This window comes from Spectribacter hydrogenoxidans (assembly GCF_031846275.1).
Lineage (GTDB): Bacteria > Pseudomonadota > Gammaproteobacteria > Nevskiales > Salinisphaeraceae > Spectribacter > Spectribacter hydrogenoxidans.
This window is the reverse complement of the sequence record NZ_JAVRIB010000010.1, coordinates 17,014-41,218: the sequence shown is the minus strand read 5'-3', so window position 1 is coordinate 41,218 and position 24,205 is coordinate 17,014. Positions and strand designations below refer to the sequence as shown.

General features: G+C 66.6%; 20 protein-coding genes. 17 read left to right on the top strand and 3 right to left on the bottom strand.

The window, feature by feature from the left end; translation table 11 throughout:
- Positions 1–38: 38 nt before the first annotated feature.
- From dapC to map, 3 genes are read right to left on the bottom strand one after another with little or no spacing between them, the layout of a single operon-like run.
- A complete protein-coding gene (dapC, locus tag RM532_RS10540) occupies positions 39–1,253 on the bottom strand; it encodes a succinyldiaminopimelate transaminase (protein WP_311653292.1) in 1,215 nt (404 codons plus the stop codon).
- The gene (gene glnD, locus RM532_RS10535; RefSeq protein ID WP_311653291.1) at positions 1,250–3,943 is read right to left on the bottom strand and encodes a [protein-PII] uridylyltransferase; all 2,694 of its coding nucleotides are present in this window, start codon (positions 3,941–3,943) and stop codon (positions 1,250–1,252) included. The genes dapC and glnD overlap by 4 nt, the downstream gene beginning before the upstream one ends.
- Positions 3,940–4,704 (bottom strand): type I methionyl aminopeptidase, encoded by a 765-nt coding sequence (gene map, locus RM532_RS10530; protein WP_311653290.1) that lies wholly within the window; start codon positions 4,702–4,704, stop codon positions 3,940–3,942. The genes glnD and map overlap by 4 nt, the downstream gene beginning before the upstream one ends.
- 285 nt (positions 4,705–4,989) lie before the next feature.
- Here map and rpsB point away from each other — a divergent pair, with 285 nt between their 5' ends.
- The 17 genes from rpsB (at position 4,990) to tilS (ending at position 24,122) form a co-directional block, all read left to right on the top strand.
- Positions 4,990–5,913, top strand: a complete 924-nt coding sequence (gene rpsB, locus RM532_RS10525) for a 30S ribosomal protein S2 (protein ID WP_349255305.1) — start codon at positions 4,990–4,992, stop codon at positions 5,911–5,913.
- A 38-nt stretch (positions 5,914–5,951) separates the two neighbouring features.
- Positions 5,952–6,833, top strand: coding sequence for a translation elongation factor Ts (gene tsf, locus RM532_RS10520; RefSeq protein WP_311653289.1), 882 nt, complete (start codon positions 5,952–5,954; stop codon positions 6,831–6,833).
- 89 nt (positions 6,834–6,922) lie between these two features.
- Positions 6,923–7,669, top strand: a complete 747-nt coding sequence (gene pyrH, locus RM532_RS10515; RefSeq protein ID WP_311653288.1) for a UMP kinase — start codon at positions 6,923–6,925, stop codon at positions 7,667–7,669.
- On the top strand, positions 7,666–8,223 hold the full coding sequence (gene frr / locus RM532_RS10510; protein ID WP_311653287.1) for a ribosome recycling factor: 558 nt from the start codon (positions 7,666–7,668) through the stop codon (positions 8,221–8,223). The genes pyrH and frr overlap by 4 nt, the downstream gene beginning before the upstream one ends.
- Before the next feature lie 17 nt (positions 8,224–8,240).
- A complete protein-coding gene (gene uppS / locus RM532_RS10505; protein ID WP_311653286.1) occupies positions 8,241–8,969 on the top strand; it encodes a polyprenyl diphosphate synthase in 729 nt (242 codons plus the stop codon).
- Entirely contained in the window at positions 8,963–9,781 is an 819-nt protein-coding gene (locus RM532_RS10500; protein WP_311653285.1) for a phosphatidate cytidylyltransferase, read from the top strand. The genes uppS and RM532_RS10500 overlap by 7 nt, the downstream gene beginning before the upstream one ends.
- 81 nt (positions 9,782–9,862) lie before the next feature.
- The gene (gene rseP, locus RM532_RS10495; RefSeq protein WP_311653284.1) at positions 9,863–11,218 is read left to right on the top strand and encodes an RIP metalloprotease RseP; all 1,356 of its coding nucleotides are present in this window, start codon (positions 9,863–9,865) and stop codon (positions 11,216–11,218) included.
- Between the two features lie 93 nt (positions 11,219–11,311).
- A complete protein-coding gene (gene bamA, locus RM532_RS10490; RefSeq protein WP_311653283.1) occupies positions 11,312–13,678 on the top strand; it encodes an outer membrane protein assembly factor BamA in 2,367 nt (788 codons plus the stop codon).
- Positions 13,679–13,750: 72 nt separating this feature from the next.
- Positions 13,751–14,260 carry an OmpH/Skp family outer membrane protein gene (locus RM532_RS10485; RefSeq protein ID WP_311653282.1) on the top strand — a complete coding sequence of 170 codons (510 nt, stop codon included), beginning with the start codon at positions 13,751–13,753 and terminating at the stop codon, positions 14,258–14,260.
- A gap of 22 nt (positions 14,261–14,282) precedes the next feature.
- A complete protein-coding gene (lpxD, locus tag RM532_RS10480; RefSeq protein ID WP_311653281.1) occupies positions 14,283–15,311 on the top strand; it encodes a UDP-3-O-(3-hydroxymyristoyl)glucosamine N-acyltransferase in 1,029 nt (342 codons plus the stop codon).
- Positions 15,308–15,775: a 3-hydroxyacyl-ACP dehydratase FabZ gene (gene fabZ, locus RM532_RS10475; protein WP_311653280.1), complete on the top strand. Its 468-nt coding sequence runs from the start codon at positions 15,308–15,310 to the stop codon at positions 15,773–15,775. The genes lpxD and fabZ overlap by 4 nt, the downstream gene beginning before the upstream one ends.
- On the top strand, positions 15,762–16,538 hold the full coding sequence (gene lpxA, locus RM532_RS10470) for an acyl-ACP--UDP-N-acetylglucosamine O-acyltransferase (RefSeq protein ID WP_311653279.1): 777 nt from the start codon (positions 15,762–15,764) through the stop codon (positions 16,536–16,538). The genes fabZ and lpxA overlap by 14 nt, the downstream gene beginning before the upstream one ends.
- Before the next feature lie 5 nt (positions 16,539–16,543).
- Positions 16,544–17,722 (top strand): lipid-A-disaccharide synthase, encoded by a 1,179-nt coding sequence (gene lpxB, locus RM532_RS10465; RefSeq protein ID WP_311653278.1) that lies wholly within the window; start codon positions 16,544–16,546, stop codon positions 17,720–17,722.
- Complete coding sequence (gene rnhB / locus RM532_RS10460) at positions 17,701–18,297, top strand: ribonuclease HII (RefSeq protein WP_311653277.1); 597 nt, start codon at positions 17,701–17,703, stop codon at positions 18,295–18,297. Before lpxB ends, rnhB begins: the two co-directional genes overlap by 22 nt.
- Positions 18,298–18,308: 11 nt before the next feature.
- Positions 18,309–21,800, top strand: a complete 3,492-nt coding sequence (gene dnaE, locus RM532_RS10455; protein ID WP_311653276.1) for a DNA polymerase III subunit alpha — start codon at positions 18,309–18,311, stop codon at positions 21,798–21,800.
- A 29-nt stretch (positions 21,801–21,829) separates the two neighbouring features.
- Positions 21,830–22,795: an acetyl-CoA carboxylase carboxyltransferase subunit alpha gene (locus tag RM532_RS10450; protein WP_311653275.1), complete on the top strand. Its 966-nt coding sequence runs from the start codon at positions 21,830–21,832 to the stop codon at positions 22,793–22,795.
- Between the two features lie 13 nt (positions 22,796–22,808).
- A complete protein-coding gene (tilS, locus tag RM532_RS10445; protein WP_311653274.1) occupies positions 22,809–24,122 on the top strand; it encodes a tRNA lysidine(34) synthetase TilS in 1,314 nt (437 codons plus the stop codon).
- Positions 24,123–24,205: the final 83 nt, after the last annotated feature.

Here is a 24,205-nt window from a genome sequence, read left to right as displayed (position 1 = left end):
TTCTACCAGCGGGCCGGCCCGCTGCCAGTCATGGTGGATCAGGCCCCGAGTCGTTCGGCCACCCGGACGATGCGGTGGGCGGCTTCGATGCATTCGGGGACGCCGGCCACCAGCGACAGCCGCAGCCGGCCGTTGCCGGGATTGCTGCCGCCCGCTTCGCGCCCCAGGTAGCGGCCGGGTACGGCGCGCAGGTTCTCCTGCTCGAACAGGGCCCGGATGAAGGTTTCGTCGTCGCCCCCGGCGACCTGCTCGGGCAGAGCCGGCCAGAGATAGAAACTCCCGGCCGGGCGGGTCACGTCCAGCACCGGGGCCAGAATGGGCAGGACGGCGTCGAGCTTGGCGCGATAGGCATCGCGGTTGGCCAGGACATGCGTTTCATCCGACCAGGCAGCCCGGCTGGCGGCCTGCACCGGCGGGCCCAGGGTGGCGCCGTGATAGGTGCGGTAGCGCAGGAACTGCCGCAATACGTCGGCATCACCGGCCACGAAGCCCGAGCGCAGGCCGGGCAGGTTGGACCGCTTGGACAGACTGTGGAAGACCACGCAGCGCTGGAAGCGATCATTGCCCTGACGCGCGGCCACCTCCAGCAGGCCCGGGGGCGGCGCCTGCTCGTCGAAGTAGATCTCGCTGTAGCACTCGTCGGCGGCGAGAAGGAAATCATGGCGTTCGGCCAGTGCCAGGGCCCGGGCCAGGTAATCGGCATCCAGTACCGCACCGCTCGGATTGCCGGGCGAGCACAGGTAGACCAGTTCGCATTGTCGCCACTGCGCGGCGGTGACCGCATCGAGATCGGGCCGGAAACCGTTGTCTGCACGACAGGGCAGGTACAGGGGCTCTGCGCCGGCCAGCAGGGCCGCGCCTTCGTAGATCTGATAGCCGGGGTTGGGCAGGGCCACCCGGGCGTCCGGGCCGGCCACTACCGTCTGGGCAAAAGCGAACAGGGCTTCGCGGGTCCCGGCGACGGGCAGAATCTGGGTATCGGGGTCCGGCGGGCAGTCTGCGAGCCCGAAACGTCGCGTCAGCCAGTCGGCAATCGTCTCGCGGAGTCCGGCCTCGCCACGGGTGGCGGGGTAACGGGAAAAGCCGTCCAGATTGTCGACGATGGCTTGCCGGGCGCAGTCCGGCGCCGGGTGCTGGGGTTCCCCCACCCCCAGGGAAATCGGCGCCCGATCGGCAGGCGGAACCGCCCCGGCCAGCAGCCCGGCCAGACGCTCGAAGGGATAGGGCTGCAGACGCGCCAGCCGTGGGTTCATGTGGCTTCGTCCCGGGTCCGGTCGAGCACCCGCATCAGCATCTGGCGAAGCTGGTAGAACGCGACCGGGTCGTTGATCGGCGCCCCCTCCCGGTCGGTGATGTGGAAGACGTCCTCCGCCCGTTCGCCGATGGTGGCGATCTTGGCGGTATCCACCAGGATGCCGCGCTTGCGGAATATCTGACCGACGGTCGACAGCAGCCCGGGCCGGTCGGCTGTGGTCAGTTCCATCACCGTGTGCTGGTGGCGATGGTCGACAGTGAAATACACTTGTGTGGGTACCGAAAAGGCGCGGCTGCGGCGGGAGCTGCGACGGGTGACGCGGATTTCCGAGACTTCCGGGTTGGCGATGGCCTGGGCCAGTGCGGTCTCGATTTCCGCACCCCGGCGGGCGTCGGTGATGGGGCGCCCGTCGCTTTCGGTGACCACGTAGCTGTCCATGGTGCAGTCGTCCACCGTGGTGTTGATGCGGGCATCCAGGATCGATAATCCCAGCTGTGCGAGGACACCGGTGGTCAGGCCGAACAGGTAATCCCGGTCACGGGTGTAGACGAATACCGTGGTGCCCTGATCGCCGACGCTGTCGACGATCACCAGCGACTGATCGGAGGAATCGGCCTGCTGGTGATGGCGGGCGATGGCCTCGGTGTGCCAGGCGATTTCCTCGGCGCTGTGACGAAGGAAGTAATCGTCATCCAGCCGGGCCCAGACCTGCTTGAACGCCGGAGTGCGGACCTTGCGGCGGGTGAGCAGGGCGGCGGCCGCGCTGCGGTTTTCGGCCACCAACTCGGCCTGCTGGAGCGGATTGTCCAGGCCCCGCTCCAGGTTGCGCCGGGTATTGGTATAGAGCTCGGTGAGCAGGCTTTCCTTCCAGGAATTCCACAGGTTGGGGTTGGTGGCGCGGATGTCGCAAATCGTGAATACGTAGAGCCGGTCCAGCCGTTCCACCGTGCCCACCGCCTGGGCGAACTCGTGGACGACCTCGGGGTCGTTGATGTCCTTGCGCTGGGCGGTCATGGACATCAGCAGATGCTGGCGGATCAGCCAGCAGATCATTTCGCGGTCCTCGCTGGCCATGCCGTGCTCGCGGCAGAACGCGTCGGCGTCTTCGGCCCCCAACTCGGCGTGGTCGCCGCCGCGACCCTTGGCGATATCGTGGAACAGGCCGGTAATGTAGAGCAGGTCATGCTTGTCCAGGCTCTGCATGACCCGGCTGATCGCCGGCAGTTCATGGTCGAAGCGAGGCAGGGCCAGCCGGCGCAGATTGCGGATCACGAACAGCGTGTGTTCGTCCACGGTCAGGGTGTGGAACAGATCGAACTGCATGCGGCCGATGATGTCCCCGAAGGCCGGCAGGTAGCGTCCCAGCACCCCGTAGCGGTTCATTCGCCGCAGCGCGCGGGTGACGCCGTTGCGCTGACGCAGGATTTCGGTGAACAGTCGTCGGCTACGCACATCCCCGCGCAGCCCCTCGTCGATCAGGTGACGGTCCCGCCGCATCAGGCGCAGGGTATGCGCGCGGATGCCCACCAGCCGCGGGCGGGTCTGCATGAGATAGAAGATTTCCAGCAGCGCCCGGGGTGAACGGCGGAACACTTCGTCGTCGCGCACCTCGATGAAACCCAGCCGGGCCTGAAAGCGGCCGTTGATCGGCCGGGGCGCGGCGTCTTCGCCAGCGTGCAGGATTGCCTCGCTGAAAAGCTGCAGCAGAATATCATTAAGCGCTGATAGAGCCTTGATATTGCGGTAATATCTCTGCATGAACTGCTCGACCGCCAAGTTGTGGCTGGCATCCTGGTAGCCCAGCATTTCGGCCACCCGCACCTGGTGGTCGAACAGCAACCGGTCCTCGCAGCGATCGGTGACCATGTGCAGGGCAAAGCGTACCCGCCAGAGGAAGGACTGCCCCCGGCGAAGTTCCCGGTATTCCCGTTCGGTGAGGAATCCGTGCTCGACCAGGCCGTAGAGGGTGTCGGTATCGAAATGGCGTTTGGCCACCCAGGCGATGGTCTGGATGTCCCGCAGGCCGCCGGGTGATTCCTTGGTGTTGGGTTCGAGCTTGTAGGCGGTTTCGTCGTAGTGGGCGTGGCGGGCCTGCTGTTCCTCCAGCTTGGCCTGGAAGAAGGCTGCGGTTGGCCAGACCCGGTCCGGCTGCAGCCGTGTTCCCATCTCGGTCACCAGGCCGGCATCGCCCGCCAGCCGGCGGGCCTCCATCAGATTGGTGATGACGGTGACATCATCGGCCGCCGCGTCGGTGCATTCGGCTGGCGAGCGCACGCTGTGGCCGATCTGCAGGCCGATATCCCAGATGAAGGTGATGAACCGCTCCAGGCCGTCGCGAATCTCGTCCAGACAGCCCTCGCGGTAGAGGATCAGCAGGTCGACGTCGGAATTGGGCAGCAGTTCGCCGCGGCCATAGCCGCCAACCGCGACCAGGGCGGTGCGGGGGTCGCTGTCACCCAGGAGTTCCTGCCAGGCCCGGACCAGAATACGGTCGGTGCAGGCGGCACGCAGCCGCACCAGCTCGTCGATGGGGACGCCGGCCCCGAACGCCTCGCCGAGTGTCTCCCGCACCGACTTGAGCGCGGCGCGGACCGGCTTGATCTCCAGCGGCGCCACGCCTTCGGTGTGAGCGAACAGCTCGGCCTGCAGGTCGGCTGCCGCCGGCGCGCGATCGGGCGCGGGATTCAAGAGGCGTCCCGGCCCAGCGTCAGTACCTCGACTCCGTCGGCGGTAACCAGCAGGGTGTGTTCCCATTGCGCCGACAGAGTGTGGTCCTTGGTCACCACTGTCCAGCCGTCGCGCAGCACCTTAACGTGGCGTTTCCCGGCATTGACCATGGGCTCGATGGTGAAGGTCATGCCGGCCTCGAGTGCTAGCCCGGTGCCGGCCTGACCATAGTGCAGGACCTGCGGGTCCTCGTGGAATTCACGCCCGATGCCGTGCCCGCAGTACTCGCGTACCACCGAGAAATTGCTGGCTTCCACGTGGTGCTGGATGACGGCACCGATGTCGCCCAGGGTGGTGCCGGGGCGCACGATGTCGATGCCCTGCCACAGGGCCTCGTAGGCCACGTCGGACAGGCGCGCCGCCTGCACGCCCGGTTCGCCGGCGAAGAACATGCGGGACGTGTCGCCGTGATAACCGTCCTTGATCACGGTGACGTCGATGTTCAAGGCGTCGCCCTTCTTGAGCTTCTTGTCCCCCGGAATGCCGTGGCAGACCACGTGATTCACCGAGGTGCACACGGACTTGGGAAAGCCGTGATAATTCAGCGGGGCGGGGATCGCATCCAGCTCGCCGACGATGTACTCGTGGCACAGGCGATCGAGCTCGCCGGTGGTAACGCCGGGCTGCACATATTCCCCGATCATGTCGAGTACGCTGGCGGCCATCCGGCCGGCGGTGCGCATCCGGTCCTGTTCGTCGGCGGTCTTGATGGTGACGGTCATAAGCCTCGAGTGTTGGCGGGGCGGATACCGCGGGGCCGGTCGGGGCGCGCCGCGGGCGAGTGCCGACGGGGGTTTACCGCGGCGATGTGGTGGTCCGGCAAAGCGCAGTATGGTATAAAGCGCCGCCGCTCGCGGCAACGCGGGCGTTATTCGTAACGCGGCCGGTTCGCCGGTACTTTTGAAAATTCTCACGCCCACCGGCACATGTGGCCGGGTGTCCTGCCTGCAACTGCAAGCCGGGATTGCCGCATGGGGTGGCGCGGAGGCTCAACCCGGAGACAACTCATGACCGATATCAGCATGCGCGAACTGCTGGAAGCGGGTGTGCACTTTGGCCACCGCACGCGCTATTGGAACCCGAAGATGGAACCCTACATCTTCGGCCATCGCAACAAGATCCACATCATCAACCTCGAGGAGACCCTGCCGCTTCTCAAGGACGCCTACAACTACGTCAGCCGACTGGCCGCCAACGGCGGCAAGCTGATGTTCGTGGGCACCAAGCGCGCGGCCCGCGATGCCATCGGCACACAGGCGGCCCGCTGCGGCATGCCCTACGTCAATCACCGCTGGCTGGGCGGCATGCTCACCAACTTCAAGACGGTAAAGAACTCGATTCAGCGCCTGCACGATCTGGAGCAGATGATCGAGGACGGCTCGATCCGCAAGGTTTCCAAGAAGGAAGGCCTGGAACTGTCCCGCGAGCGGGACAAGCTCGAGCGCGGCATCGGCGGCATCAAGGACATGACCAGCCTGCCGGATGCGCTGTTCGTGGTCGACGTCGGTTTCGAGAACATCGCCGTGGACGAGGCCCGCAAGCTGGGCATCCCGGTGGTGGCGGTGGTGGATTCCAACTGCTCCCCGGATAAGGTCGACATGGTAATACCGGGCAATGACGACGCGATTCGTGCCATTCGCATCTACAGCCAGGTCATGGCCGACGCGGTCATCGCCGGTCGCGGCATCTCCGTGCGTCCCGACGACAGCGGTGATTTCGTCGAGGTCGAGGAGACCGAAGCGGCCGCCCCGGCAGCGGTCGAGTCCGGAACCAAACCGGAACCGGAAGCACCCAAGGTGACCCAGAACACCGTGTTGCAGGAATCCGAAGCCGAGGCCGAACCGGCCGCGACGGCGTCGCTTGAGGATGTGGCTGCGGTGGATGCCGAGGCCAAGCCGGAAGGCGACGAGGACACCGCGGACAAGAGCTGAAGTCTGCTGCACAACATCCCGAATTGAAAGGAAGATCCATGACGATCAGTGCATCTCAGGTCAAGGCCCTGCGCGAGCGAACCGGCGCGGGCATGATGGAATGCAAGAAGGCGCTCCAGGCCGCGGATGGCGATATCGACGCCGCGGCGGAGAACATGCGCCGCGACGGTCTGGCCAAGGCCGACAAGAAGGCTGGTCGCGTGGCCGCGGAAGGCCGCGCGGTGACTGCCGTCAGCGATGACGGCAGCCGCGCCCTGCTGCTGGAAGTGAACTCGGAAACCGATTTCGTTGCCAGCAATGCGGATTTCGTTGCCTTCGCCGAGCAGGTGGCCGGCGCCGCACTGGCGGCCGGAGTCGAGGAGGCCGAGGCGCTGTCCGAACTGGAAGTGGACGGTGAGACCGTCGACGCCCGGCGGCGGGCCCTGGTGGCCAAGCTGGGCGAGAACATCTCCGTGCGTCGGGTGCATTGCATCACTGCGGATAACGGCGTGATCGGCGCCTACCTGCATGGCAGCCGGATCGGCTGTCTGGTGGCGCTGGAAGGCGGCGACGAGGCGCTGGCGCGGGATATCGCCATGCATGTGGCTGCCACCAACCCGGAATACGCCTCGCCCGACCACGTGCCAGAGGACGTGCGTCAGCGCGAAAAGGCATTCCTGATCGAGCAGGCGCGTGACAGCGGCAAGCCGGACGACATCATCGAGAAGATGGTCGAGGGTCGCCTGCGCAAGTATTTCGCCGAGATCACACTGCTGGGTCAGCCCTTCGTCAAGGATCCGGACCAGACGGTGGAGAAGCTGCTGAAAGCGGCTGGTGCCACGCTGCTGGCCTACGCTCGTTTCGAAGTGGGCGAGGGGATCGAGAAGGTCGAGGAAGACTTTGCCGCCGAGGTGCGGGCCCAGGCCCAGGGCTCGGCCTGAACAACAGGGATGTCGCCCGTCACCGGCGGGCGCACCCGACGGTGCCGCCGCATGGCTGCGTGATTCTGGTCAAGCAATAAGAGGACTGCATGTCCGACAAGCCGGTCCACCGCCGCATTCTGCTCAAGCTCAGTGGCGAAGCCCTGATGGGCGAATCCGACTACGGCATCAGTCCAGCGGTGATTCACCGCCTGGCCGGTGAAATCGGCGACCAGATAGCCCTGGGTGTTCAGATAGCGGTCGTGGTCGGCGGCGGTAACATCTTCCGCGGCGCGGGTCTGGCCGGGGCCGGCATGGACCGGGTGACCGGGGACCAGATGGGCATGCTGGCCACCGTGATCAATGCCCTGGCCCTGCAGGACGCGGTGGAACGCGCCGGCATGACCGCCCGGGTGATGTCGGCGATTCGCGTTAACCAGGTATGCGAGGACTACATCCGCCGCCGGGCCATCCGGCATCTGGACAAGGGCCGGGTGGTGATCTTCGCCGCCGGCACGGGCAATCCCTTCTTCACCACGGATTCGGCAGCCAGCCTGCGGGCGATCGAGATCGGTGCGGATCTGCTGCTCAAGGCCACCAAGGTGGACGGTATCTACAGCGCCGATCCGAACAAGGACGCGAACGCGATACGCCACGAGCACCTCAGTTACGACGAAGTCATCGATGGCCGTCTGGCGGTGATGGATACCACCGCCATCGTGCTCTGCCGGGACAATGGTCTGCCGCTTCGGGTATTCGACATTCAACGGGCCGGCGATCTCGGCCGCATCGTGCGTGGTGACACCACGGTGGGTACGCTGGTCGACAATCGCACCGGTTCCACGGAGACGCCATGATCGACGAGATTATCAAGGACGCGCAGCAGCGCATGGACAAGTCCATCAGCGTGCTGCAGGACAACTTCAGCAAGATCCGCACCGGCCGGGCCAGCGCCAACCTGCTGGACCACGTGGAAGTGGAGTATTACGGCGCCAAGGTGCCGATTCACCAGGCCGCCAGCGTGAGCGTGGAAGATGCCCGCACCATTACCGTCAGTCCCTGGGAGAAATCCATGGTGCCGGTGGTGGAGAAGGCGATCATGACCTCGGATCTGGGCCTGAATCCCTCCACCAGCGGGCAGGTCATCCGGGTGATGCTGCCGCCGCTGACCGAGGAGCGTCGCCGCGACCTGGTCAAGATCCTGCGCCAGGAAGCCGAGGACACCCGGGTGGCGGTGCGCAATATCCGGCGGGATGCGAACCAGGACTTCAAGGAACTGGTCAACGAAAAGGACATCACCGAGGATGAGGCCCGCAGCGCGGAGAACCGCATCCAGACCCTGACCGACGAGCATGTCGGCCGGATCGATTCGCTGCTCGATAACAAAGAGCAGGAAGTGATGACGGTCTGAGCGGGACGGCTGCTGCCATGCCGGCGGAATCGGGCGGACCACGCCACGTCGCCATCATCATGGACGGCAATGGCCGGTGGGCGCGTGCCCGGGGCTATCCCCGGGCCCACGGCCACAAGGCCGGCGCGGAAGCCACCCGCGCGGTGGTCCGGGCCGCGCCCGACCTGGGCATTCGCACCCTCACCCTGTTTGCGTTTTCCAGCGAGAACTGGCGCCGGCCGGGCGCCGAAGTGTCGCTGCTGATGACGCTTTTCAAGCGCACGATCCGCCGCGAGATTCACGAGTTGCGGGCCCGCGGTGTGCGGCTTGTGTTCATCGGTGCCCGGGAGCGGCTGTCGCCGGCGCTGCAGGCCGATATGCGCCGGGCCGAGCGGCTCACCGAGGCCAACCATCGCCTGAATCTTCTGATCGCCGTGGATTTCGGTGGCCGCTGGGACCTGGTCCGGGCTGCGCAGCAGCTGGCGCGGGCCTGTGTCGACGGCGAGCAGGCGCCCGAGGCGATTGACGAAGCTGCCCTGGGCGGCGCGACCAGTCTGGCCGGCCACGGCGGTCCGGACCTGTTCATCCGCACCGGTGGCGAACGGCGGATCAGCAACTTCCTGCTCTGGGATCTGGCCTATACCGAGCTCTACTTCGCCGACACGCTGTGGCCGGATTTCGATGCCGGCGCCCTGGCCGAGGCCGTGCACTGGTTTGCCGGCCGCGAGCGGCGTTTCGGCGGAATCGACGAGGCCCACCCATGCTGAAAACCCGCATCCTCACGGCACTGGCATTGCTGCCGCTGGTTGTGGCCGCCATCCTCTGGCTGCCCACCGCGGGTGTTGCCCTGATTCTCGGCTCGCTGTTGACACTGGGCGCCTGGGAATGGGGCCGTCTGGGTGGCATTCGCGAGGCCGGCCCGCGTGCGGCGGGCGCGGCGGTCACGGCCCTGGTGATGCTCGGCGGCTGGTACGGGTTGGTGCACCCGGGTCTGGTCCTGACCTGGCTCGGGGCAGCACTGGTCTGGTGGGCCGCGGCGGTGCGCTGGATTCCGGCCTTCCCTCGCGGTTGGGGCGCCAGCCTGGGACGCCCGGCGCTGACCTTGATCAGCGGCCTGCTCGTGCTCAGCGCCTGTTTCGTGGCCCTGGTCTGGCTGCACGCCGGGCCGGCCGGCCCCACGCTGATGCTGCTTCTGCTGATTTTGATCTGGGCCGCCGACACCGGCGCCTACTTCGCCGGCCGGGCGCTGGGACGGCGCAAGCTGGCGCCCAACGTCAGTCCGGGCAAGACCCTGGAAGGCGCTGCGGGCGGCCTGGCCTTGACCACACTGGCCGGGGTGCTCGGGGCCTGGTGGCTGGATCTGGCCGGCGGTGTGGCCCTGGCATTCATTCTGCTGGCGGTCCTGACCGGAGCGATCTCCATCGTCGGGGATCTGACCCAGAGCATGTTCAAGCGCCATGCCGGGGTGAAGGACAGCGGCAATCTGTTTCCGGGGCACGGCGGGGTGCTCGATCGCATCGACAGCCTGCTGGCGGCGGCACCGCTGTTCTCGCTGGGGCTGCAATGGTTGCCGCTGTGATTGTCCGGCCGTGTCGGGATCGAATCCGGTTCCCCGCGGTCCAACGCCCGTTCACGAATTGCCTTCAACCTGGGGAGTGTCATGCCTGACTGGCTGATGTCGGTACCGGCATTCATCGTCGCGATCGGTGTGCTGGTGGCGGTACACGAATTCGGCCATTTCTGGGTCGCCCGGCGGCTCGGTGTTCAGGTGTTGCGGTATTCGGTGGGCTTCGGGCCCCGGTTGCTGGGTCGGACCGGACGTGATGGCACCGAATACTGGCTGTCCGCGATTCCGCTCGGCGGCTACGTCAAAATGCTCGACGACCGCGAGGGCGAGGTGCCGGCGGATCAGGCACACCGAGCCTTCAATCGTCAGCCGGTGGCCAGCCGCATTGCCATTGTCGCGGCAGGCCCCGGCATCAATTTCCTCTTTGCGATAGCCGCTTACTGGCTTGTCTTCATGCTGGGTGTCGGTGGTATCAAGCCCGTGATCGGGGAGGTGCCGGCCGAGACCCGAGCCGCGGCGGCGGGTCTGGAGCAGCGCGATCAGGTGGTGGCGGTGGACGACAGGTCCACACCGACCTGGCAGGAACTGCGCCTCACGTTGCTGCAGCGCACGCTGGATGGCGACATGGTGTCGCTGACGGTGAACGCCGCCGACGGCGGCCAGCGGCGGGTGATGCTGGACCTGAGCGGCGTGTCCGCCGAACCCGAGACGCTGTTCACCGAACTGGGTATGCAGCCGTTCCAGCCGGGCGGCGTGCCGGTGATTGCCGATGTACTGGACGGCAGCGCTGCGGCTGCGGCCGGCATGCAGGCCGGGGATCGGGTGCTGGCGGCCGGCGACGAGTCGCTTGACGGCCCGCAGGCGCTGGTCGACTGGGTGCAGGCGCGACCCGGCGAAACGATTGAATTGAAGATCGAACGGAATGGCCAGCCGATGACCCTGTCCATAACCCTGGCCCGGGCGGATGGCGAGGATGGTCCGGTGGGACGCCTGGGAGCGCAGATATCGGTCGACGCCAGCCAGTGGGAGGATCTGCGCACCGTCACCCGGCTGGATCCGTTGTCCGCGATCCCGGCGGCGGTGGCCGAGACCTGGTCAATCACGGCGCTGACGGTGCGTCTGCTCTGGCGCATGGTCATCGGCGACGTTTCCTGGAAGAACATCAGCGGCCCGATCCAGATTGCCGACTACGCCGGCAAGACGGCGACCATCGGGCTGGAAGCGTTCCTCGGGTTCCTGGCGCTGGTCAGTGTCAGTCTGGCAGTGCTGAACCTGCTGCCGGTGCCTGTGTTAGACGGCGGTCATCTTATGTATTATGCCGTCGAAATCATTCGCGGACGGCCGCTCTCCGAGCAAGCCCAGATCATCGGCCAGCAGGCCGGGATGCTGGCGCTTCTTATGCTCATGAGTCTGGCCTTCTACAACGACATCATGCGACTGCTCGGCTGACGGCCGGGCACTACGTGGGCCTTTGATCTTCGGGAGCATCTTCATGCGCTGCCTGCTGGCTTCTGTTTGCCGCCACAGCATCCGGTTTCCATCGTGATTGCGGCGGCCAGTCGTCGTCTCGTCCTGTTCGCGGGTCTGATGCTGTTCGCGGGGCAGGGGGCATGGGCGTTCAGCGCCTTTACCGCCGAGGAAATCCGCGTCGAGGGTGTGCAGCGGCTCGAGTCCGGCACCGTGCTGACCTATCTGCCGCTGTCGGTGGGTGACCGCGTGGACCAGTCCCGCAGTGCGCAGGCAATTCGCGCACTTTATGACACCGGCCTGTTCGAGGACGTCTCCCTCGGTCGCGACGGCAACACGCTGGTGGTGAACGTGCGTGAGCGGCCGGAGATCGCCTCCTTCACCATCGAGGGCAACAAGCAGATCGGTGGCGACGAACTCAAGGAAAGCCTGCGCCAGCAGGGCATGGCAGAGGGCGAACTCTACAAGCGGGCGCTGCTGGATCAGCTCCGGCTGGAGCTTCAGCGTCAGTATTACGCCAACGGCTTCTACGCCGTGAACGTGGAGACTGAGGTGACCGAACTCGACGGCAATCGCGTGGACATCGCGATCAACGTCGAGGAAGGGCAGGTCGCCAAGATTGCGGACATCAACATCGTCGGCAACGAGGACTTCAGCGACGAGGAACTGCTGGATGTCATCTCGCTGGAATCGGTCAAACCCTTCTACGCCCATCCGCTGACCTTCTGGCGCAGCCGTGCCAATTACTCCCGCGAGAAACTTCTCGGGGATATGGAAACGCTGAATTCGTTCTATCAGGATCAGGGCTATCTCCGTTTCAACGTCACCTCCATCCAGGTGTCGCTGTCGCCGGACAAGCGCGACATCTTCCTCACCATTAACGTCGATGAAGGCGATGCCTACACCATCAGCAACATCGAGTTCGCGGGTGATCTGATCGTCCCCGAGTCCAATCTGCGCGCCCTGGTCAGTGCCCGGGAGGGTCAGACCTTCTCGCGCCAGCTGGTTACCGATACCGCCAATCGCATCAGCTCCGGCCTGGCCGATTTCGGCTATGCGTTCTCCGAGGTTGACCCGCTCACCCGGCCGGATGACGAGGAAAAGACCGTCGAGGTCACCTTCTTCGTGGAACCGGGCAAACGGGCCTACGTGCGCCGGATCCAGTTCTCGGGCAACCAGAAGACCAACGATGAGACCCTGCGCCGCGAGATGCGCCAGTTCGAGGGTGCCACTTTCGCCCGGCGCGCAGTGGAACGCTCGCGGGTTCGGCTGGCACGGCTGCAGTTCATCGAGCAGGCCACCGTCGAAACCGAACCGGTGCCCGGCTCGGAGGATCTGGTGGATGTCGATTTCAGCGTGTCCGAGCGGCCCGCCGGCACTCTGCAGTTCGGCGTCGGGTTTTCGGATGCCCAGGGCTTTCTGATCAACGGCAGTGTCAGCCACAGCAACTTCCGCGGTACCGGCAACCGCCTGCGCTTGCAGGCGGAAACCAATAGTTTCGCGCGGACCCTGTCCGGCAGCTGGACCGATCCGTATTACACCGAGGACGGCATTTCCAGGACGATCTCCGCGTTCTATCGCGACACCGAGGAGATCATCCGCTTCGGTTCCGGGTTCGACCTCAACTCGATCGGCGCGGCGACGACCTTCGGCATCCCGATTTCCGAGTATTCCAACTTCCGTATCGGCTTCGGGGTCGAGACCAACGAGATTTCCACCCGTATCGATCCCATTACGCTCGGCGGCCAGCCTACCTTCCTGACCTCGGCGGAACTGCGGCAGTTCATCCGCCAGAACGGCCGGGAATTCTTCACCTACGAGTTGCGCACCGGCTGGAACCGGGATACCCGTAACCGGTCGTTCTTCGCCACCCGCGGCGCGAATACCTCGGTCAACTTCGACTTCAAGCTGCCGGGCTCAGATGTCGAGTACTACAACGCCAGCTTCACGCACGAGCAGTTTTTCGCGGTGGGCACCTGGTCCGACTGGCTGTCCGACAAGTTCGTGTTCGAGACCAACCTGCGGGTGGCAGACACCGGTGTCTGGGGCAAGGGTCGCGACGTGCCGCCCTATGATAACTACTTCGCCGGCGGTGCCCGCTCGGTGCGCGGCTTCCAGGACGGCTTTCTCGGTCCCCGGGACAGTTTCAACAACCCCTTCGGCGGCCAGTTCCTGACCACCATGCAGAACGAACTGGTGATCCCGACGTTCCTGGAAAGTGACAATAAATCCACTCGGCTCAGCCTGTTCTACGATGTCGGCAACGTCTTCAGCGGCGCGGACGAATTCGAGTACGACGACCTGCGCAGCTCCGCCGGGGCGGCGTTCTACTGGTTCACGCCATTCTTCGGGCTGCTCCGGGTAAGCTATGCGGTGTACGTGGACGAGCGGCCGAATGACCGCGTGGACCGGTTTCAGTTCTCGTTCGGCGTCGGCCTCTAGCATGCTGCCGCGGCGGTTGGCAGGTGAAGGCGCCCGGACCGGATGCAATCAAACCATTGGAGAGGTTAAATCGTGAGAGGAACCAAATTTCTGACGACGGTTGTAGCAGCCATGCTGCTGGCCGGCGGCGTGGCACATGCGCAGGGGTCGCTCAAGATCGCGGTGGTGAATCTCCCGCAGCTGGTCAGCCAGTCGCCGCAGGCCCAGCGCGCCCGTGCCGAGATGGAAGAAGAATTCACCAGCCGCCGAGACGATCTCCAGTCCCGCCAGGAAAAGCTGCGCGAGGACGTGCAGCGCCTGCAGCGTGACGGCTCGGTGATGAGTGCGGAAGCCCGCGATCAACTCGAACAGAGCATTCGCGACCAGCAGCGTCGACTGCAACTGGCCCAGTCGGAATTCAACGAGGATGTTCAGCGCGCCGAGCAGAAGGCCCTGGAAGGCCTGCGCAACGACGTGCGCGAGGTGATCCAGGAGTTCGCCGAATCCGGTGACTATGACCTCATCCTCGGCGACGGCGTGCTGTTTGCAACGGATCAGGTCGACATCACCGGCCAGGTTCTCGAGCGTCTCAAGTCGCGCTAGGCATCAGCCACGCCGTCCCTAGGTGGCGTTTCCACTCCGCGACATTGCCGAGCGTTTCGGGCTGACCCTTCAGGGCGATGGGGATGGCCTCATCGCGGGTGTCTGTTCACTGCAGCCCGGCATGCCCGGGCGGTTGAGTTTCCTGGCCGACCCCAAGCAGGCCGGGTTTCTCGAGCAGACGTACGCCGGCGCGGTGGTCCTGGCCCCGACTATGGCGGAGCGCTGTCCGGTACCGGCCCTGATCGCCGATAATCCCCAGCTCGCCTATGCTCGGGTGGCTGCTCTGTTTCTGCCGCCGCATCCGCCCCCCGGAGTGCATCCCTCGGCCTTCGTCGACCCTGACGCCAGCGTTGACCCTGGGGCGACGGTGGGGCCGCATGTGGTGGTGGAGGCGGGCGCCAGTGTGGCGGCCGGAACGCTGCTGGCGGCTGGCTGTGTGCTCGAGACAGACAGCCACGTGGGACCGGATTGCCGGATCGGTGCGAATGCCGTTCTCGGCCGGGAGGTGGTTATCGGCGCCCGTGTGCGGGTGGGACCTGGAGCGATCATAGGTGGTCGCGGCTTCGGGCTGGCGCGTGACCATGATGGCTGGGTTGAGATTCCGCAACTTGGCGGAGTGCGGCTCGAGGATGACGTCGAGGTCGGCGCCGGCTGCACCATCGATCGTGGCACCATCGGCGATACGCTACTGGAGCGCGGGGTCAAGCTGGACGACCAGGTGCACATTGCGCACAACTGCCGCATCGGCGCCCTCACGGTGATCGCCGGGTGTACTGGAATAGCCGGCAGCACCGAGGTGGGAGCGCGCTGTATGATTGGGGGCGGTGTGGGTATCGGAGACCACCTGCGCATCGTCGATGACGTAGTACTGACCGGCGCCACGCAGGTGCCGTCGGACATCACGGAGCCGGGAGTGTATTCCTCCACGCTCAAGGCGATGCCGGCCGGGGACTGGCGTCGGCGGCTGGCATTGATCCGCAAGCTGGACCGCCTGGAACAGCGCCTGCGGGCGCTCGAAAAACCGGATAATGACAAGGGAGACAGGGCTTGAACCACCGCGACGACATCATCGGGATTCTGCAGCAGATACCGCACCGGTTTCCCTTTCTTCTGGTTGATCGGGTGCTGGAGTGCATTCCGGGCGAGCGCATTACGGCGCTGAAGAACGTTTCGATGAACGAACCCTTCTTCCCGGGGCACTTCCCCGACCAGCCGGTGATGCCGGGCGTGCTGATCCTGGAAGCGCTGGCCCAGGCCGGCCTGCTTCTGGGTATGCGTACGGCCAACACCCGTGACGAAGGCACGTTGGTGTACTTCGCCGGCATCGACAAGGCGCGGTTCAAGCGTCAGGTGATGCCCGGCGATCAATTGCGGCTGGAAGTGCAGATCATTTCGGCCAAGCGCCGGTTGTGGAAGTTCCGGGGCGAGGCCTGGGTGGAAGACAAACTGGCCTGTGCGGCGGACCTCATGGCGACGCCCGCACGCCCCGATGGAGTCAGCGATGGCGGTGATTGACCCCAGCGCCAGGGTTGATCCGGAGGCGCAGCTGGCAGACGACGTGGAGGTTGGCGCGTTCAGCGTGATCGGCCCGGACGTCGAGATCGGGGCCGGCACACGCATCGGCCCGCACGTGGTGATCAGCGGCCACACGCGCATCGGCCGCGACAACCGCATCTTCCAGTTCTGCTCCGTGGGCGAAGAGCCGCAGCACCGCGGTTACAAGGGCGAGCCCACCCGGGTCGAGATCGGCGATGGCAACACCATCCGCGAGTTCTGCAGCATCCACCGGGGCACGCTCTTCGACCAAGGGGTGACCCGGATCGGTCATCACAATCTGTTGATGGCCTACGTTCACATTGCCCATGACTGCGTGCTGGGCGACGGCATCACCATGGCCAACGGTGCCAGTCTCGCGGGTCATGTGAACCTGGCGGACCATTGCATCCTGGCCGGCTTCGCGATGGTGCACCAGTTCACCCAGGTAGGCACGCTGGCCTATCTCGGCTACAGCACCGGGGTGACCCGCGACGTACCCGCCTTCGTGCGCTGCTCTGGCTACACCGCCCAGCCTCACGGCATCAATTCCGTGGGCATGCGGCGGCGTGGCTATACCGAAGAGGACGTGCGGTCGGTCAAGCAGGCCTATCGCACTGTCTATCGCGCCAAGCTGCTGTTCGACACCGCCCGGGAGACGCTGGCGCCGCTGGCCGAGGCCAATCCAGCGGCGGATATCTTCCTCGCGTCGCTGAACCGCTCCAAGCGCGGCATCATCCGGTAGCAGCCATGCGCGATACCGGCCCGCGGATCGCCGTGGTGGCGGGCGAGCTCTCGGGCGACACGCTCGGGGGCGGCCTGCTGCGGGCGCTCAAGGCCCGCTATCCCCATGCCCGGTTTCTCGGCGTACCCGGCCCTGCCATGGTGGAGGCCGGGTGCGAGGCGTTGGCCGGCATCGATGACCTGTCCCTGTTCGGCCTTGGTGAAGTGCTGCGGGAAATTCCCCGTCTGATCCGCCTGCGCCGCCATCTGATCCAGCGCATCATCGCCTGGCGACCGGACGTGTTCATCGGCATCGATGCACCCTCGTTCAACACCGGCCTGGAGCGGCGGTTGCGGCTGTCCGGCATTCCCACGGTCCACTACGTCTGCCCCACGGCCTGGGCCTGGCGGGAACGGCGGGTCTACCACCTGCGCGAGGCTGCCGACATGATGCTGTCGATCTTCCCGTTCGAGGAAGCCTTCTTCCGGCGCCATCACGTGCCGGTGCGCTTCGTCGGCCATCCGCTGGCCGACGAACTGCCGCTGCACCCGGACGGCGACAGCGCCCGGCGTGCCCTGGGTCTGGCGCCGGACGTGCCCTGGGTGGGGATCCTGCCGGGCAGCCGCAATGCCGAAGTCGACCGCCTCGGCCCGCGGTTTCTGGCCACCGCCCGCTGGCTGCGCGCGCGTCTGCCCGAGGTCCGGTTCGTGATCCCGGTAGCCAAGCCCTCGCTGCGGGCGAAGATCGAGGCGCAGCGGCAGGCGCTGGCGCCGGAGCTGGATATCACCCTGATCAACGGCCGCGCGCGGGAGGTTATGCGGGCGGCGTCAGTGGTACTCACTGCCTCGGGCACGGCCACTCTCGAAGCGCTGCTGGCCAAGACCCCGATGGTGGTGGCCTATGCGGTGTCGCCGGTCAGTTACCACATCGCCCGCACCCTGGACCTGATCAAGGTGCGCTGGGTTAGCATGCCCAACCTCCTGGCCGACCGCATGCTGGTACCTGAAGTGCTTCAGAACGAGGCACGGCCGGAGGTGCTCGGGCCCTGGCTGTATCGACTGCTGACCTCGCAGGCTGCGCGCACGGATCAGATCGACGCGTTCGAGAGTCTGCACGAGCAGTTGCGCCGCGGCGCCAATCAGGGTGCTGCCCGGGCCGTGGCCGAAATCATCGAATCGCCTCCGTGGCACGCACTGCCGGCGTAGACGAAGCCGGCCGCGGTCCGCTGGCCGGGCCGGTGGTGGCGGCTGCCGTGATCCTGCCGGACGGCGAGTTCGCCGGGCTGGCCGACTCCAAGACGCTCAGCGAGAGCGCGCGCCGGCGGTTGGCGGGGGAGATTCGCATCCGCGCCGTGGCCTGGGCACTGGCCGTGGTATCGCCCGGCGATATCGATCGCCTCAACATTCTCCAGGCCACCATGCTGGGCATGCAGCAGGCGGTGGCACGTCTGGCCCCGCAGCCCGGGTTGGTGCTGGTGGACGGCAATCGCTGCCCGGCGCTGGTGCTGCCGGCGCGCGCCATCGTGGGCGGAGACGCCTCGGAACCGGCCATCAGCGCGGCATCGATTCTCGCCAAGGTGGCCCGCGATCAGCTCATGGTGACGCTGGACGAGGTCCACCCCGGCTATGGATTCGCGCAACACAAGGGGTATCCCACCGCTGCGCACCGGGCAGCGCTCGAGCGGCTCGGACCCTGCATCGCACACCGGCAAAGCTTCGCGCCGGTGCGCCGGGCCATGGCCGCACGCACGGCGCTGACCGGAGACCGGACGCTGCGTTAACATCCCTCGCCATGCCGGCCGAATTCGTCCATCTGCGACTGCACACCGAATACTCGCTATCGGACGGGCTGGTGCGGATCAAGCCGCTGCTCGAGGCCGCGCGCAACGCCGATATGCCGGCGGTGGCGATCACCGACAACGCCAATCTGTTCGGCATGGTGAAGTTCTACCGCGCGGCCCTGGCCGCCGGCATAAAGCCGATCATCGGCGCCGACCTGTGGCTGCGCGAGCGCGCCGACGAGGGCCCGGCCCGGGCCACGCTGCTGTGCCAGGACGGCCGCGGTTATCGCAACCTCTGCGAAATCCTCACCCAGACCTATCTGCAGGGGCAGCAGCGGGGACAGGCCATCACCCATCCGGACTGGCTGGATGGCCGCACGGACGGACTGATTGCCCTGTCCGGGGCCGATCACGGCGAGATCGGGCGGTTGCTGATGGCCGGCAAGCCGGACCTGGCCCGAGCCGCCGCCGGGCGCTGGCAGCAACGCTTTCCCGACCGCTTCTACCTGGAACTGACGCGCACCGGCCGGGCCGGGGAGGAGGCCTGCGTGGCCGCCAGCCTGGAACTGGGTCTGGCGCTGGACATTCCGGTGGTGGCAACCAACGACGTGCGTTTCCTCGACGGCGACGATTTCGAGGCCCACGAGGCCCGGGTGTGCATCCACCAGGGCACGACGCTGGCCGATCCCCGCCGCACCCGTCATTACACCGCGGACCAGTACCTGAAAACGGCCGAGGAGATGGCGGCGGCCTTCTCCGATCTGCCCGAGGCCCTGACCAACACGGTAGAGGTGGCCCGGCGCTGCAATCTCACGCTGTCGCTGGGAGAGAACTTCCTGCCGGACTTCCCGGTCCCCGAGGGTCACACTGCGGCGTCGCACCTGCGGTCGGAATCGGAAGTCGGCCTGGCCGCACGGATGGCGGACCTGTTCCCGGACATGGAGGCACGCACGGCGGCCGAGTCCACCTACCGCCAGCGGCTGGATCACGAGCTCGGCGTGATCGAGTCGATGGGGTTTCCCGGCTACTTCCTGATCGTGGCCGACTTCATCGCCTGGGCTCGCGCCAATGCGGTGCCGGTGGGGCCGGGGCGCGGGTCCGGCGCCGGTTCACTGGTGGCCTATGCGCTTGGTATTACCGACCTGGACCCATTGAGTTACGACCTCCTCTTCGAGCGGTTTCTGAATCCGGAACGGGTTTCCATGCCGGATTTCGATATCGATTTCTGCATGGACGGCCGGGACCGGGTGATCGAGTACGTGGCCCAGCGCTACGGCGAGGACCGGGTCTCCCAGATCATCACCTACGGCACCATGGCCGCCCGCGCGGTGGTCCGCGATGTCGGCCGGGTGCTGGGGCATCCCTATGGCTATGTCGACCGCATCGCCAAGCAGGTGCCCTTTGCCGTCGACATGACCCTGGAAAGGGCGCTGGGCGAGTCCGACGAGCTGCGCGAGGGTTACGACAACGACGACGAGGTCCGCTACCTCATCGACCTGTGCCTCAAGCTGGAGGGGCTCACCCGCAATCCCGGCAAGCATGCCGGCGGGGTGGTGATCGCCCCCAGCGATCTGATCGACTTCACCCCGCTGTACTGCGAACCCAACGGCGGCAACCGGGTGACCCAGTTCGACAAGGACGACGTCGAGGCGGTGGGCCTGGTCAAGTTCGATTTCCTGGGGCTGCGTACGCTCACCATCATCGATCGCGCCGTGGCGATCGCCAATCGGCGGCTCGAGGCCCAGGGCGGGGCGGCCATCGACATCCGCCACGTGCCGATGCACGACGCGCCCACCTACCAGTTGCTCAAGTCCGGCCACACCACCGCCGTGTTCCAGCTGGAATCGGCCGGCATGCGGCGACTGATCAAGCGACTGCTGCCGGACCAGTTCGAGGATATCGTGGCCCTGGTGGCGCTCTACCGGCCCGGACCGCTGGAATCGGGGATGGTGGAGGACTTCATCATCCGCAAGCACGGCCGGGCGAAGATCCAGTACCCGCATTCCCGCCTGCAAGCGGTGCTGGAGCCCACCTACGGGGTGATTCTCTACCAGGAGCAGGTGATGCAGATCGCCCGCGAACTGGCCGGTTACAGCCTGGGCGGGGCGGACCTGCTGCGCCGGGCAATGGGCAAGAAGAAGCCCGAGGAAATGGCCAAGCAGCGGGCGGTGTTCGTCGAGGGCGCCGAGGCCCAGGGGGTGGAAGGCGACACCGCTGCCTACATCTTCGACCTGATCGAGAAGTTCGCCGGTTACGGCTTCAACAAGTCGCACTCGGCGGCCTACGCACTGGTTTCGTATCAGACCGCCTGGCTCAAGACCCATTACCCGGCCGCGTTCATGTGCGCGGTGCTGTCGGCGGACATGGATCACACCGACAAGGTGGTGACCCTGATCGACGAGTGCCAGCGCATGGACATTGAGGTGCTGGGCCCTGACGTGAATGCCTCGGCGTACGACTTCTCCGTGGTCGACGACGGCACCATCCGCTACGGCCTGGGGGCGATCAAGGGGGTGGGGCGCGGCGCCATCGAGGCGATGATCGGCCAGCGCGAGGCGGGCGGCACCTTTGCCGATCTGCACGACTTCTGCCGCCGCATCGATACCGGCAAGCTCAACCGCCGCACCCTCGAGGCCCTTATTCGCGCCGGCGCACTGGACCCGCTGGGCCCCAACCGTGCCAGCCTGATGGCCGGTCTGGGTGATGCGCTGGCCGCGGCGGTTCAGCACCGCAGCGCCGCCACCGTGGGTCAGAACGACATGTTCGGGCTGGATCCGATCCCGGATCACGCCGCCGGCCCGGCCCTGGCCACGCTGCCGGAATGGCCCGAGGAGGAGCGCCTCAAGGCCGAGCGTGACACCCTCGGGCTGTATCTAACCGGCCACCCCATCAATGCCTGGGAACACGAGCTGCGTCACTTCACCAGCGGCCGCATCAGCGATCTGGTGGGCGATGGCGAACGGCCCGGCGAGCGCAACGGGCGACGTGAGGTGGTGATCGCCGGGCTGGTGGTGGAACTGCGCCGCGTGCGTCGTGCCCGGCGGGTGATCATCACCCTGGATGATCGCAGCGGCCGCATCGAGTGCCCGCTGTTCGAGGAGAAGGCCGCCCGGTTCGAGCATCTGCTGGCGCAGGATCGGTTGCTGGTGGTGCGGGGCCAGCTGCAGTGGGACGACTACACCGAGGCCTACCGCGTCCAGCCCGACGAGATCATGGACGTGGACGCCGCCCGGGAACGTTTTGCCAGCCGCTTGCTGTTACAGTTGTCGGCGTCGTCGTCGCCGGACCTGCAGCAACTCGTGGGCTGTCTCGACCGGTATGGCGCGGAGGGCGGCTGCCGGATCATCGTGCGGTACGAAAATGCGGTGGGTCGGGGGGTTCTGACCATTCCGGATCGGCGCGTGCGGGCCTGCGAAGCGTTGTTGCAGGACCTGCGCGGTCTGCTGGGGCCGGAGTCGGTGGACATCCGCTACCGCCGCCGCGGCGACGCATCCGCAGCCTGACGGCGATTGATTAGAACAACAGGAACGGCATGGCAACCAAAGACCTCGAGTATCTGGATTTCGAGAAACCGATCGCGGAACTGCAGGCCAAGATCGAAGAACTGCGATTCGTTGCCGACGGCAGCGAGGTCAATCTGAACGAGGAGATCGGCCGCCTCGAAAGCAAGAGCCGCAGTCTCACCGAGGAAATCTTCGGCAAGCTCTCGCCCTGGCAGATTACGCAGTTGGCGCGGCACCCGCAGCGGCCCTACACCCGCGACTACATCGACGCCATCTTCAGCGACTTCGAGGAACTGCACGGCGACCGCCATTTTGCGGACGATCCCGCCATCATCGCCGGCCCGGCCCGCCTTGGCGGCCGGCCGGTGATGGTCATCGGCCATCAGAAGGGCCGTGATACCAAGGAGAAGATTCATCGCAACTTCGGCATGCCCAAGCCGGAGGGCTATCGCAAGGCCCTGCGGCTGATGCAGATGGCCGAGCGTTTCCGCATGCCGGTGCTCACATTCATCGACACCCCCGGCGCTTATCCCGGCATCGGCGCCGAGGAGCGCAACCAGAGCGAGGCCATTGCCCGCAACCTGCTGGAAATGTCGCGCCTGCGTACCCCTATTGTCTGCACCGTGATCGGGGAAGGCGGCTCCGGCGGGGCGCTGGCCATCGGGGTCGGCGATCACGTGGCGATGCTGCAATACAGTGTCTACTCGGTGATTTCCCCGGAAGGCTGCGCCTCGATCCTCTGGAAGAGTTCGGACAAGGCCCAGGAGGCCGCCGACGCGATGAAGCTCACCGCCCGGAGCCTGCATGAGCACCGGCTGATCGACGAGATCATCCCCGAGCCGCTGGGCGGCGCTCACCGTGATTTCGGCGCCATGGCCAACCGTCTGGGCGAGCGCCTGGACGCCGCGGTCAACCAGTTGCTGGGAACCGGTGGTACCGACCTGGTCAACGGCCGGCATGAACGCCTGATGCGCTTCGGCGACTTCAAGGCCTGAACCGGACGCCGCGGTGGCTTCGCCGCGCCAGCGAATCCGTGACGCCCTGACCGGTCTGGTCGACTCGGCTGATGATGGCCGCTGGCTGGTGGCGTTCAGCGGCGGCGTGGATTCCTCGGTACTGCTGCACGAACTCGCCGCAATCGCTCCGGGTCGCGTGCGAGCCGTTCACGTCTGTCACGGCATGCATCCGGATTGCGTCCGCTGGGCCGAGCACTGCGCGGCAGTCTGCGCGGGGCTGGATCTGGTCCTCGAGCGGCGAGATGTGCAGGTGCCGAGCGGGCAGGGGGACAGTCCCGAGGCGGCGGCCCGCGAGGCCCGCTACCGGGCCCTGGTCACAGCGTTGCAGCCGGGTGAGCAGCTGGTTACCGCTCATCATGCCGACGATCAGGCCGAGACCTTCCTGCTGCAGGCACTGCGCGGCAGCGGCGTGGCCGGGCTGGCAGCCATGCCCGACGGCCCCACGGCTGGGCGGCCGGCGCGGCCACTGCTGCACGTCACCCGGGTGGATCTGCTGGCCCGGGCCCGGGAGCTGGGGCTGACCTGGATCGAGGATCCCAGCAATCACGACGATGCGGTGGACCGCACCTACCTCCGCCAGCGGGTCTGGCCGCCGCTGGCGGCACGCTGGCCGGCGGCGGCGACGTCGCTGTCACGCGCCGCGGCCGGCGCCGCGGAAGCGCGCCGGCTGCTCGATGAACTCGCGGCGGTGGATCTGGCCGGAAGCGCCCGGGGCGAGGCACTCGATGTCGAGGCCCTGCGCCAGCTCGGAGCCGACCGTCAACGCAACCTGCTGCGATACTGGCTGCGTGAGATCGGTCTGAGCTGTCCGGACCAGCGCCATCTGGCCCAGATTCGGCAACAGGCGCTGCATGCTGCCGCCTCACGCCAGCCGCGGGTTGCCTGGCCGGGGGCGGAGTTGCGCCGTTTCGGCGGCCGGCTGTTCGCCTTCGCCCCGTTGCCGCCGGTGCCGGCCAGCTGGCAGGCGGACTGGGACGGCGACCGGCCGCTGGCCCTGCCGGTCGGACTGGGAGAACTCCGCGCCGAGGCCCCGTGCCCGGCCCCGCTGCGGGTGCAACTGCGGCGCGGCGGCGAACGCCTGCGGCTACCGGGACGTGCCCATCACGCATCCCTGGGCGAGCTCTGCCGGCAGGCGGGCGTCCCGCCCTGGGTACGCGAACGCCTGCCGCTGGTGTTCGCCGACGAGCGCCTGGTGGCGGTGGCCGACTGGCTGGTTGCCGACCCCGCCGAACTGCCGGATGGCGCGGTGTTGCCGCCGCTGCGCTGGGCGGTCCGCCTGCCCGGATGGCCGCCCGCCACGTTGTGAGGGCGGGAGGATTGGGCTAGCATGGCGCGCTGACGCGTTCGCGCCGGACTTTTTCCGCTTACCTTCTCGCTTCCGGGACCCGC